The 11,680-nt window shown below is 69.1% G+C and carries 11 protein-coding genes; 6 read left to right on the plus strand and 5 right to left on the minus strand.

Annotated elements, in window-relative coordinates:
• Positions 1–243: 243 nt before the first annotated feature.
• A complete protein-coding gene (locus AC2W7K_RS03655) occupies positions 244–549 on the plus strand; it encodes a hypothetical protein (protein ID WP_344251147.1) in 306 nt (101 codons plus the stop codon).
• 274 nt (positions 550–823) lie between these two features.
• On the opposite strand, the gene AC2W7K_RS03660 is transcribed toward AC2W7K_RS03655, so the two are convergent.
• Together AC2W7K_RS03660 and AC2W7K_RS03665 are read right to left on the minus strand one after the other, a co-directional pair.
• A complete protein-coding gene (locus tag AC2W7K_RS03660) occupies positions 824–1,285 on the minus strand; it encodes a universal stress protein (protein WP_344251146.1) in 462 nt (153 codons plus the stop codon).
• A 13-nt stretch (positions 1,286–1,298) separates the two neighbouring features.
• Positions 1,299–2,762 carry a CitMHS family transporter gene (locus AC2W7K_RS03665; RefSeq protein ID WP_486005755.1) on the minus strand — a complete coding sequence of 488 codons (1,464 nt, stop codon included), beginning with the start codon at positions 2,760–2,762 and terminating at the stop codon, positions 1,299–1,301.
• A gap of 201 nt (positions 2,763–2,963) precedes the next feature.
• Between AC2W7K_RS03665 and AC2W7K_RS03670 the strand changes: the two genes are divergently transcribed.
• Complete coding sequence (locus tag AC2W7K_RS03670; protein ID WP_376871716.1) at positions 2,964–4,829, plus strand: sensor histidine kinase; 1,866 nt, start codon at positions 2,964–2,966, stop codon at positions 4,827–4,829.
• Positions 4,829–5,110 carry a response regulator gene (locus tag AC2W7K_RS03675; protein WP_486005756.1) on the plus strand — a complete coding sequence of 94 codons (282 nt, stop codon included), beginning with the start codon at positions 4,829–4,831 and terminating at the stop codon, positions 5,108–5,110. Before AC2W7K_RS03670 ends, AC2W7K_RS03675 begins: the two co-directional genes overlap by 1 nt.
• 94 nt (positions 5,111–5,204) lie before the next feature.
• On the opposite strand, the gene AC2W7K_RS03680 is transcribed toward AC2W7K_RS03675, so the two are convergent.
• Positions 5,205–5,345: a hypothetical protein gene (locus AC2W7K_RS03680; RefSeq protein ID WP_486005757.1), complete on the minus strand. Its 141-nt coding sequence runs from the start codon at positions 5,343–5,345 to the stop codon at positions 5,205–5,207.
• Here AC2W7K_RS03680 and AC2W7K_RS03685 point away from each other — a divergent pair.
• The gene (locus AC2W7K_RS03685) at positions 5,335–5,484 is read left to right on the plus strand and encodes a hypothetical protein (protein ID WP_486005758.1); all 150 of its coding nucleotides are present in this window, start codon (positions 5,335–5,337) and stop codon (positions 5,482–5,484) included. The two genes, AC2W7K_RS03680 and AC2W7K_RS03685, sit on opposite strands and share 11 nt — an antisense overlap.
• Positions 5,485–5,601: 117 nt before the next feature.
• Here the strand turns inward: AC2W7K_RS03685 and AC2W7K_RS03690 are convergent, their stop codons facing one another.
• On the minus strand, positions 5,602–6,867 hold the full coding sequence (locus tag AC2W7K_RS03690; RefSeq protein ID WP_376871719.1) for an alpha-hydroxy acid oxidase: 1,266 nt from the start codon (positions 6,865–6,867) through the stop codon (positions 5,602–5,604).
• Positions 6,868–7,151: 284 nt separating this feature from the next.
• Here AC2W7K_RS03690 and AC2W7K_RS03695 point away from each other — a divergent pair, with 284 nt between their 5' ends.
• Entirely contained in the window at positions 7,152–7,526 is a 375-nt protein-coding gene (locus AC2W7K_RS03695) for a FadR/GntR family transcriptional regulator (protein WP_486005759.1), read from the plus strand.
• The gene (locus tag AC2W7K_RS03700) at positions 7,523–7,873 is read left to right on the plus strand and encodes a FadR/GntR family transcriptional regulator (RefSeq protein WP_486005760.1); all 351 of its coding nucleotides are present in this window, start codon (positions 7,523–7,525) and stop codon (positions 7,871–7,873) included. The genes AC2W7K_RS03695 and AC2W7K_RS03700 overlap by 4 nt, the downstream gene beginning before the upstream one ends.
• Positions 7,874–7,896: 23 nt before the next feature.
• Here AC2W7K_RS03700 and AC2W7K_RS03705 read toward each other — a convergent pair whose 3' ends face one another.
• Complete coding sequence (locus tag AC2W7K_RS03705) at positions 7,897–11,559, minus strand: efflux RND transporter permease subunit (protein ID WP_376904039.1); 3,663 nt, start codon at positions 11,557–11,559, stop codon at positions 7,897–7,899.
• Between the last annotated feature and the right edge of the window lie 121 nt (positions 11,560–11,680).

Below are 11,680 nucleotides of genomic sequence, written 5' to 3' on the forward strand. Positions count from 1 at the left end.
GCGGTCGGGTACCGTCCGCCGATCGAGGTCCATTCTGAATGGGTCAACCAGTCCGCGGCAGAACCCGTGGCTGCTTAGGAAACCAAGAAAAAGAGCCTCTACGAAACCCGGGGCTTGACAGGTTGATGGCCCTTGCCAAGATGTGCTCCCGGCCATAAGAAGAGGCATGGTCCTGTTGGGTATTTGCCGTGTTCGCCAGGCCGGAGCATAACCTCATCGGGCGCCGGTGGAATCGGTGACGCCATGACTTGGCTCTGCCGCGACGTCATGGTTTTCAATATTCCAAATGAAGAAAACCGCGACTCTGTACTGGTTACGGCCAAGGCACCGAGAAAGCCAGTGGCCTCTGCAACCTATGCCATCGACCGAGTCGGCAGGTCCCAGATCACCGGACCCGATCAGTTCGATTCGATGTGTGTCAGGGCCCTGCGGCGCTGGCAAGGACTGCCGGGCATCGTGGCGGGAATCTTCCATGATCCGAACCTCGCCTATACGCCTGAGGCGGCTGCGGCGCATTCGGGCCCGCCAGCACTGGGCCGGGGGGCGTGATCTGCGGAAGGTCCATGGCGAAATCGGCTCCGAAATCGCCATCGAGGTGGCGCAGAATCACCTCGGATGTGGCGCAGAAGCACATCGCGCCCGCCCGCGTGGGCCGAGCGGCCTCTCGCTGACGAGCGCGATGGAGTGGAGCGGGACAGAGAACCGAGACGGGTCAGTGAACCGGGTCCGACAGCCGGCCAGAGAGTTCTGACCCCGCGCAGCCAAACCGGCCGTCCCGACCGACCCGACCGACCCGTCCTCAGCCCACCGGCCAGCGACATCCCTACTTGACGACGAGCACCGGGCAGTCGGCCTCGAGGATGACGCGCTGGATGCTCGACCCGAGCAGCAGCTTCATCATCGTCGACCGCCGCCGGGTGGAGAGGACGATGAGCTCGGCCGCCCACTCCTCGGCGAGGTCGAGGATCTGGGAGGCGACGTCGGAGTCCGCGCGCTGGATCTCGAAGGGCACGGCCGCCTCGGCGAGGATCCCGGCCAGCTCCTCCGTCTCCGCGGGATCGTTGTCCATCGGACCGGCGGGACTGTCGGTGGAGAAGACGACGATCCGCAGGGCCGCCTCCTCCCGTCGCGCCGCGGCGATCGCCTGCGTGAGCACGGCCGCGGGGGCATCGTTGCGGTAGGCGACGACGACGGTCCTGGCGATGTCGTCGATGTCTGCCGAGCCGGCGATGCGCAGCGACGGCACGGGCCGGTGCCCGGTCGGAGTCGAGTAGAAGTCGGTCATGAGCAGCGGTCCCCTATCCGATCGCGATGACGCCGATGAGCACGCCGACGGCGAGCATGACGAGCGAGACGACGAGCGCCCTCCACAGCACCTTCTTATGATGGTCGCCGAGGTCGACGCCGGCGAGCGAGACGAGCAGGAGGATCGCGGGCACGAGCGGCGACTGCATGTGCACCGGCTGACCGGTGATCGAGGCACGAGCCATGTCCGCGGCCGAGATCCCGTAGTGCGCCGCGGTCTCGGTGAGGACGGGCAGGATGCCGAAGTAGAACGCGTCATTGCTCATGAAGAACGTCGCCGGGATCGACAGGAGACCGGTGATGACGGCCATGTACGGTCCCATCGCCTCCGGGATGACGTCGACGAGCCACGCGGCCATCGCATCGACCATGCCGGTGCCGCTCATGATTCCGGTGAGCACACCGGCGGCCATGACCATCGCGACGACGGCGATGATCGCCGAGGCGTGCGAGGCGAGCTCCTCCTGCTGGTCCTTGATCTTCGGGAAGTTGACCATGAGCGCGATGACCATGGCGATCATGAACAGGTACGGCAGCGGCAGGATGTCGAGGACGAGGGTGACCATGACGGCCACCGTGAGCGCGAGATTGAACCAGAAGAGATGCGGGCGCAGGGTCGCACGGTTGGGATCGAGTGCGGTGTTGGCGAGGGAGGAGTTCCCCTTCGCCGAGGCGGCCGCATCGGTCGCATCGGCACCGTCGTCGGGTCCGCCGACCGAGGTGCTCGCGCCGGTCGTCCCGGCGCTTCCCGAGCCGGTGCCGGCCGAACCGGTGCCGGCCGAACCGGAGCCCGCGGCGGCGCGGGCCGCGGCGCCGACGAGCTCGGACTTCCGCGACGCGGGACGACCGGTGCCGAGTCCGGTCACCCAGGTGACGCCGTTCTTCGCGAGGCGGCGACGCTCGGAGAGTCCGAGGAAGTAGGCGAAGACGAAGCAGACGAGAAGACCCACGAGGAGCGAGGGCACCATCGGGGTGAAGATCTCGTTGGCGTCGATCTGCAGCGCCGAGGCGGCACGCGCCGTCGGTCCGCCCCACGGCACGATGTTGAGCGTGCCGTTGATGAGACCGGCCACACAGGTGAGGACGACCGGCGACATCTCGAGCCGCTGGTAGATCGGCAGCATCGCGGCGGTGACGACGATGAACGTCGTCGACCCGTCACCGTCGAGGGAGACGGCACCGGTGAGCAGCGCCGTGCCGAGGACGACCTTGACCGGGTCATTGCCGGCGATCTTGAGGATGAACTCGACGAGCTTGTCGAAGAGCCCGACATCGATCATGATGCCGAAGTAGATGATGGCGAACAGCAGCAGCGCCGCCGTCGACGACATCGATGCGATCGCTTCCATGACCATCTCGCCGATTCCCAGACCGGCGCCGGCGAAGAGACCGAAGATGGTCGGGACGATGATGAGCGCCAGGATCGGCGAGAGGCGTTTGGTCATGATCAGCGTCATGAAGACGATGATATGGCGAAGCCGAGGATGACGAGCACGGACTTCTCCTTCGAAGACGTTTGTGAACCGCCTGTGGATTTTGTGAGGCGCGATACACGCTAGGGCCGACCGGCCGGACCGCGCGCGTTTAAGTGCACTGATCGCGTTCTGCCCGTTCTGTCCCTTTTGCGCATTCTGCTCAGCACTGGCTACTGTGGAGGAGTGCCACGCTCCTCCCGAGCCTTCTCGCGCCGTGTCCTGCTCAGCCAGCTCGCGGTCATCATCGCGACCCTCGCGCTGGTCACCGGTGTGTTCTCCTGGATGGCCGCCCAAGCGGTGACCGATGTCAGCGAGACCGAGGCACTCGCCACCGCCCGCACGCTGGCCTCGGCGACGGCAGTCCGGGAGGGCGCGACCCGCGCCTCGGCGACGGAGGAACCGGCGTCGGCGGAGATCACGGACCCGCTCGGCGCGATCGCCCGCGACGTCCGCACCCGGTCGGGCATCGAATTCGTCGTCATCACCGACGACCACGGCCTGCGCCTGACCCACCCCAACCAGGATCTCATCGGCCAGCGCGTCTCGACCTCGCCCAAGGAGGCGCTGGCCGGACGCGAAGAGGTCACGCAGGAGGCGGGCACGCTCGGCAGCACGGTGCGGGCGAAGGTCCCGATCTACTCGAGCACCGAGGACGGCACCGTCGTCGGCGAGGTGTCGGTGGGCATCCACACTTCCGTCCTCAACGCCGACCTGCGCCGGGAGTTCATCGCCCTCGGCTCGGTCACCGTGCTGGCGCTGGGCATCGGCATCTTCGCCTCCTTCGCCCTCGGACGCCGCCTGCGCCGGGAGACCCTCGGCGTCGGACCCGAGGAGCTCGCCGAGATGGCCCGCGACCAGGGCGCGGTCCTGCGCGGCCTCGATGACGGTGTGCTCGGCTTCGACTCCGACAATGAGCTCACCCTGAGCAATGTCGCGGCCCGTGACCTCCTCGCCGGCGACGCCGCCATCGACGACGAGCGCCGCCGCACGATCGACGACGTCCCCCAGGCGATCCGGACGATGATGGCCGAGGCCCCCGAACGCGGAGCGCTGCGCCGGCGGGTCAGCGTCGGGGACAAGATCCTGCTGGCCACCGCCGTGCGCGTGCGCCGCGACGGCGTCGAGGTCGGCGGTGTCGTCACCCTCCGCGATGAGACGACGATGCTGACGATGGCCCGGCAGCTCGAATCGGTCACCGCGATGGCCGAGGCGCTGCGCGCCCAGCGCCACGAGTTCGCCAACCGGCTCCACACCGTCCTCGGCCTCGTCGACACCGGCGCCACCGACGAGGCCCGCAGCTACCTCGAGTCGATCCTCGGCACCGGCCCCCTGACCACCCCGGTCGAGGGGATCGAGACGATCACCGACCCGTACCTGCGCGCCGTGCTCGAGGCGAAGGGCACCACCGCCGCCGAGGCGGGGGTGAGTGTGCGCGTGGCCCCTGACTCCCTCGTCGTCGGGCAGGTCACCGACCCCGAGGACGTCACCCTCGTCCTCGGCAACCTCATCGACAATGCGGTGCGCGCGGTCGTGCGCAGCCGGTCCGCCGACCCGGTGCGCGACGCCGCGGCCGACGCCGACCCAGCCAGCGGAGCCGCCGCCCCAACCGCCGACCCAGCCGACGACACGACGGAGCCGGGAACCGCCTCGGCGCGGGGACCCTTCGAGGGCAGGGACCCGGCGACGGCGAAGCTGCCGTCCGGCAACGGCGACCAGGTCGTCGAGGTCCAGCTGCTCAGCGCCGACGGGGAGCTGCACGGTCTCGTCACCGACACCGGGATCGGCATAGACGCAGCCGACGCCGAGCGCATCTTCGACGAGGGCGTCAGCGGTGACCGCGAATCCCAGCAGGCCGCCGGCGGTGACGGCGTCGAGGCCGCGCACGGGCACGGCCTCGGCCTGGCGCTGTGCCGCCGGGTGGCGAAACGACATGGAGGGCGGGTGTGGCTCGTCGACGGCCACGACCCGGTGATGGGCGGCGCGAGCTTCGGCGTCATCCTGCCCGACGTCCTCGTCGGCGACGCAGACGATGTGCAAGGAGTGAGCTGATGGTCAATGTTCTCGTGCTCGACGACGACTTCTACGTGGGGAAGATCCACTGCCAGTACGTCAACGACGTCGCGGGCTTCCGCGCGCTCGATCCGGTCCAGGATCTGCGCACGGCCCGCAAGGTCCTCGCCGAGGAGGAGGTCGGCCTGCTCCTCGTCGACTACGTCCTGCCCGAGGGCACCGGCGTCGACCTCATCCGCGAGACCGACGTCGACGCGGCCGTGCTCTCCGCCGTCGCCGACCCGCAGATCGTCCGCGCGCCCTGCGGGCGGGTGCCCTGACCTACATCGTCAAGCCGTTCGCCGCCGATCATCTCCACGGCTTCCTCCGCCGCTACGCCCGCTACCAGCGGTTCTGGGAGCGGGAGAAGGTCGCTCAGTCCGACCTCGACCGGCTGCTCCGCAGCCTCCACGACACCTCGGCGCCGGGGTCGACGTCGTCACCGGGCACGAAGTCGTCGACGACGGGGCGGATCCTCGATGCCCTCGAGGCGACGAAGCGGCCGATGACGGCCATGGAGATCGCCGAGGCGGTCGGCGCGTCCCGCGCGACCGCGCAGCGGCATCTCGCGAAGCTCGCCGAATCCCGGGCGGTCACCGTCACCCTGCAGTACGGCAGCACCGGCCGACCGGAGCACCTCTACCAGACGGGCTGAGCCGCGACAGAGCGGTAGTTCCGGATGACACTGAGCGCTCCCGCGGTGGATCCAGCTCGATGATTCCGCGAAATTCGAGCTGGATCCACCTCGCTGCGGCCGGTCGCGACCCCGCGGTCAGCCGAGGTAGCGCTCGACCTCGTCGATGGCATGCCGGTCGTCACGGCTGAAGCGCTTGAGCTGCGTGACGTGGCGCGGTTCGAGCTCGGCGATCGTCGAGACCTGGAGGAGCTTCATCGTCCGCTCGATCTGCTCGCGGAGGATCGCGATCGTGCGGTCGACGCCCTGCCGGCCACCGGCCATGAGCCCGTAGAGGTACGCGCGGCCGATGAGCGTGAAGTCCGCTCCGAGGGCGAGCGAGGCGACGATGTCGGCGCCGTTGCGGATGCCCGTGTCGAGCATGATCTCGATGTCCTCGCCGACCTCGCGCACGACCTCGGGGAGGAGTTCGAAGGGCACCGGTGCGCGGTCGAGCTGCCGCCCCCCGTGGTTGGACAGGACAATCGCGTCGACGCCGAGGTCGGCGAGCTTCTTCGCATCGGCGAGCGTCTGGACGCCCTTGACTGCGAACCGGCCCGGCCACATCTCACGGATCGTGGCGAGGTCGTCGAAGTCGATCGTCGGGTCCATCGCGGAGTTGATGAGCTCGCCGACGGTGCCCCCGGTCTCCGACAGGGACGCGAATTCGAGCTTCTCCGTCGTCAGGAAGTCCCACCACCACCAGGGACGGGGAATCGCGTTGAGGACCACCTGCGGGGTCAGCTGCGGCGGGATCGAGAACCCGTTGCGGCTGTCGCGCAGACGAGCGCCGCCGACGGGGGTGTCGACGGTGAAGAAGAGGGTGTCGAATCCGGCCGCGGCGGCGCGCTCGACGAGGCCGTAGGAGATCTCGCGCTCGCGCATGACGTAGAGCTGGAACCAGTTGCGGCCGTAAGGGTTGGCGGCCCTGACGTTCTCGATCGAGATCGTGCCGAGCGTCGAGAGCGTGAACGGGATGCCCGCGGCGCCGGCGGCCGAGGCTCCCGCGATCTCCCCCTCGGTCTGCATGAGCCGCGTGAATCCGGTGGGAGCGATCCCGAACGGCATCGCCGAGCTGCCGCCGAGGATCTGGGTCGTCGTGTCGACGTGGGAGACGTCGTTGAGGATCGCGGGATGGAACTCGATGTCCTCGAAGGCCTGCATCGAGCGCTGCATCGAGATCTCGCCCTCGGCGGCCCCGTCGGTGTAGTCGAACGCAGCGGCAGGGGTGCGCCGTTTCGCGATCTTCCGCAGATCCTCGATCGTCAGCGCCGCATCGAGCCGACGCTTCCGACCGTCGAGTTCGAACTTCTTGAACTTCATCAGTTCGAAGATCTCCGCGGGCTTGGGGATCTGCCGCTTCATGGGTGGGCTCCTTCGCGTCGTCGAATGCGTATGACATTTATGAGGTCAGACCATTAATCTGAGCATAGGACCGTGGTCGGGAACGCGTCAAGAGCGTCCCGGCGCCGAGGTGGTGGCTGATGAAGGGAAGGGACGAGGAGTGAGCGAAACGAACGAGAGCATGAACGATGTGCGCCGTGCGTCCGACGACCACGCGGCCGGACCAGCTTCCGACCGGACGCCTGAGCCAGCGCCCGAGCCGACGCCGGACAGCGCGGCGGGCCGGCCCGGCGTGGACGCCGGTCGTGCGCCCGAGCACGCATGAGCTCGTCATCGATGCGATCGAAGAGCAGATCATGGCCGGGTCCCTCTCCGTCGGGGACCCGCTTCCGGCCGAACGCGAGCTCGCCTCCCAGCTCGGGGTGAGCCGGGCGAGCGTCCGCGAGGCCCTGCGCGTGCTCGAGAGCCTCGGGGTGGTGCGCTCGAGCGGAGGGTCCGGGCGCGGGGCGGGCACGTTCATCGCCTCGCTGCCGAGGGAGGCTCTCACCCGGTTCCTCCGCCTCCACGTCGCGCTGACGAACTTCAGCGTCGACGAGGTCATCGAGACCCGGATCCAGCTCGAGCGCTCGAGCGCCGCACTCGCCTCGCGGCCGCCGACGACGATGCGCTGGCCCGGATGAACGCACCGCTGGCGATCATGGACACCCCGGGAGTCAGCCTCGAGGTGTTCAACGACGCCGACACCGCCTTCCACGTCGCGATCGCCCAGGCCACCGGCAATCAGCTCTTCTCCGACCTCACCGGAGCGATCCGCAGCTCGCTGCGGCGACCGATCCTCGCGGCCTTCCAGGCGGTCGATGACCCGGCCGCGCTCATGGACTCTCTCCAGGAGCAGCACCACGCGATCATGGCGGCGATCGTCGCCCACGACGCCGAGCGTGCGGCGCGGCTGACCGAGGAGCACATCCTCACCGCGGCTGCCGCTCTGCCGGCCCTCGCTGACCCCCGCGGCGGCTCCGGCACCTGAGCACCGGAGCCGCGCACGGGAGGTCACTCGGCCGCGTGACGACCGGTCACCTCGGCGGTCTCCTCCTCGATCCTCTGCCGATCGGCAGCGCGCTTCGCCTCGTCCTTCTCCGCCCTGCGCGCCGCCCGGCGCTCCTTGCGCCTCTCGACGAGGAGATAGAGGGCGGGGACGAGGATGAGCGTGAGGACCGTCGACGACGTCAGCCCTCCGATGACGACGATCGCCAGCGGCTGGGAGATGAACACTCCCCCGCCGGTCAGCCCAAGCGACATCGGCACGAGCGCGAACACCGTGGCCGCCGCCGTCATGAGGATCGGGCGCAGGCGCAGACGGGTGCCGTGGACGATCGCATCCTCGAGCCCCATGCCGTGCTCGCGGAGCTTGTTGATGAGGTCGATGAGCACGATCGCATTGGTCACGACGATGCCGATGAGCATGAGCAGACCGATGAGCGACGGGATGCCCAGCGGCGTGCCCGTGAGCAGCAGGAGGAGCACGGCACCGGTCGCGGCGAACGGGATCGACACGAGGAGGATGAGCGGCTGGATGAAGCTGCGGAACGTCGCGATCATGACGAGGAAGACGAGCGCGATCGCCACGAGCATCGCGAAGCCGAGCTGACTGAACGACTCCGCCTGCTCCTGGCTGGCACCGCCGACGTCGAAGCTCACTCCGGCGGGCAGGTCCATCGTCGTCGACACCTGCCCGGCTGCGGCGGTGACGGCGTTGAGCTGACCTTCGGCGGGCGTGGCGAACACCGTGACCTGGCGGTCGCCGTCCTCGCGGGCGATCGTCGCCGGCGTCGTCGTCTCCGTCACCTCGGCGATGTCGTCGACGGTGATGGGATCGCCCTTGATGTCGGGGATCGCCTCCTGTTCGTCGGCGAGGCGCTCGTCGGCGGCCTGGGACTCGCGGGCCTCGGCCTGGCCGTCGATGATGTCGTCGATCGCCTGGTTGGCATCGCGCAGACCCTGCTCCGCCTGATCGACGCCCTTCTGCGCCTGGTCGATCTGGTCCTGGCGCATCTCGTCCGGGCTCTGCGGCGGCGGTGGATTCTGCACGTCGCGCAGCGCCTGCCGGGCCTCTTCGAGGGCGTCGGCGGCGTTGTCGCGGGCTTCGCGGGCGGACTCGAGCTGCTCGGCCGAATCGTCCTCGGCCTTGCGCTGGGCCTCATCGGCCCGCCGGTCGGTCTCCTCCTTGACGCGGTCGGTCGCATCCTCCTGGGCGTTCTTCGTCTGCACCTCGGTGACGGGCAGCTCGAGGGCGCGGATCTCATCCGGTGAGGCATCGGGATGCGTGGGCGCGATGACGATGTCGCGCTCCTTGCCCTCGAGGGTGAGCGTTCCGGCCTGCGCTCCCTGGAGTGCTGCGGACACGGCCTGCCCGACCTCGGCCTGGCTGAAGCCGAAGTCCGCCGCCTTCTCCCGGTCGACATCGACTGAGATGATCGGCTGATCGGCGGCGAGGTCGTTGCGGGCGTTCGACACACCCGGCGTCTCGGCCATCCGCTTGGTCACGGCGTCCGCGGCCTCGCCGAGGGCACCGAGGTCGGAGCCGGAGAGCTTGATCTCGACGTCCTCGTTCGCCCCGCCGCCGGCGCTCTGGACGTTGATGTCCCCGGCGTCCTCGCCGAGGCCCTCGAGCTGGCTGCGGATCCGGTCGGTCGCCGCCTGCGCGTCGGAGTCCTCGGCGAGCGTGATGTTGAAGGTGTTCTCGGCGCCGGTCTCGGGCCCGTTGATCGTCGTCGAGTACGCCTCGACGTCGCCGTCTCCGGCGAGGACGTCCTCGACCTGCTTCGCAGCGGTGTCGCTGGCCTCGAGGGAGGCGCCGGCGGGCAGGGTCTGGGTGACGGCGAGGGAGTTCTGTCCGGCCGAGCCGAGCAGGTCGGTCTTGAGGAAGGAGGCGAGGACCATCGTGACGAGGAAGATGACGACGGAGAAGGCGATCGTCCGACCCGGGTGGCGGAGAGCGGCGAGGATCGCCGGCAGACCGCGCTGCTGGAGTCGGTCGATCCGGTCGGAGGCCTCCCCGTCGCCGGGGACGGGGCGGACCGTGGCCACCGGTGCGGCGGCCGGCAGCGGCTCCCGGCCCTTGGCGGCGCGCTTCTCGTTCCGCTTGTCGATCTTCGCCTGCCGGCGCTCGGCGCGCTTGAGCGACTTCTCGTCCTGGCGCTGCGCCCACGCCTCGAAGCGCTCGTCGGCGGCGGCCTGGCGCTTCGGCGAGAGCGGTTTGGGGCTGCGGCGCAGCACCCAGTAGCTGAAGACGGGCACGATCGTCAGGGCCACGAGCAGGGAGGCGAGCAGCGCGAGGGTGACGGTGACGGAGAACGGGCGGAAGAGCTGGCCGGCGATCCCGTCGACGAAGGCGATGGGCAGGAACACGGCGACCGTCGTCAGGGTCGAGGCGGTGATGGCCCCGGCGACCTGTTTGACGGAGGCGACGATGTCCGCGATCGTCAGATCGGACGTGCCCTGGCGCCGCCGGATGTTCTCGATGACGACGATCGAGTCGTCGACGACGCGGCCGACGGCGATCGTCAGGGCGCCGAGGGTGAGGATGTTGAGCGTGTAGTCGCCGACCATGAGCCCGATCATCGCGATGAGCAGCGACATCGGGATGGAGATCGCGGCGACGATCGTCGACCGGAACGATCCGAGGAACGCGAGGATGACGAGGATCGCGAAGAGGAGGCCGAGGCCGCCCTCGACGGAGAGGTCCTTGATCGACTTCTCGATCTCGGGGGCCTGGTCGAAGATCGTCGTGAATTCGACGTCGGAGCCGAGCTTCGGCCCGACGGTCTCAAGGACCTCGCCGACCCGGTTCGAGACCTCGACGACGTTGTCGTCCTGCCCCTTCGTCACGGCGACGGTGACGGCATCCTTGCCGCCGGCGCGGGAGAGCGAGGTCTTCTCGACCGAGTCGAGGGTGACATCGGCGACGTCCTTCAGCAGCACTGTGCCGTCGGCCGTGCGGATGGGGGTGTTGCCGATCTGGTCGACGGCGTCCATCTGGGTGCCGACCTCGACGGCGAGCGATCGGTCGCCCTGCCCGCTCTGACCGGCGGGCACGACGGTGCTCGCGCCGGTGAGCTCATCGGGCACCGAGGCGGTGACGACGCCCTTGTCGTTGACGTCGTCCGGGCGGAAGGTGATGTCGACCCGCTGCTCGGCCTGGCCGGTGACCTCGACGCCCGCGACGCCGTCGACGGCCTGCAGCTCGGGGACGAGGTCCGTCTCGAGGCGATCCCCCAGGGTCTGCGCGTCCCCACCGCCGGAGACGGCGAACATCACGACGGGGAAATCGTCGATCTGCTGGGACAGGACCTCGACCTCGGCGTCGTCGGGGAGGTTCGACTTCGCGGCATCGACGGCGGAGCGGACGGAATCCGTCATCTTCTCGGAGTCCTTGCCGAAGGGCCAGGTCACCGAGGCGGTCATCATTCCCGACGACGACGTCGTCTGCACGGAGTCGAGGTCGCCGACGGCGTCGAGCGCCGTCTCCAGCGGCTTCGTCACGGTCTCTTCGACGACCTCGGGAGAGGCGCCGGGGACCGTGGCCTGCACCGTGGTGCCGGGCAGGTCGATGGAGGGCATCGTCTCCTGGTTGAGCGAGGTCGTCGCGACGACGCCGAAGACGGCGATGACGAGGGTGAGCAGTCCGATGATGAGGCGATTCTTCAGGCTCATCCTGGTCAGCTGGGACACGGGTTCCTCCGGGTCGTAACGGTTTTCGGGCGCGCGGCAGCGCCGAGCGTCAGGCGGGAAGTGCGCGGCGGCGGGCGGTGGCCCGGCTCGCCGTCAATCAGTC

Source organism: Brevibacterium sp. LAARM2_SD2, assembly GCF_057364785.1.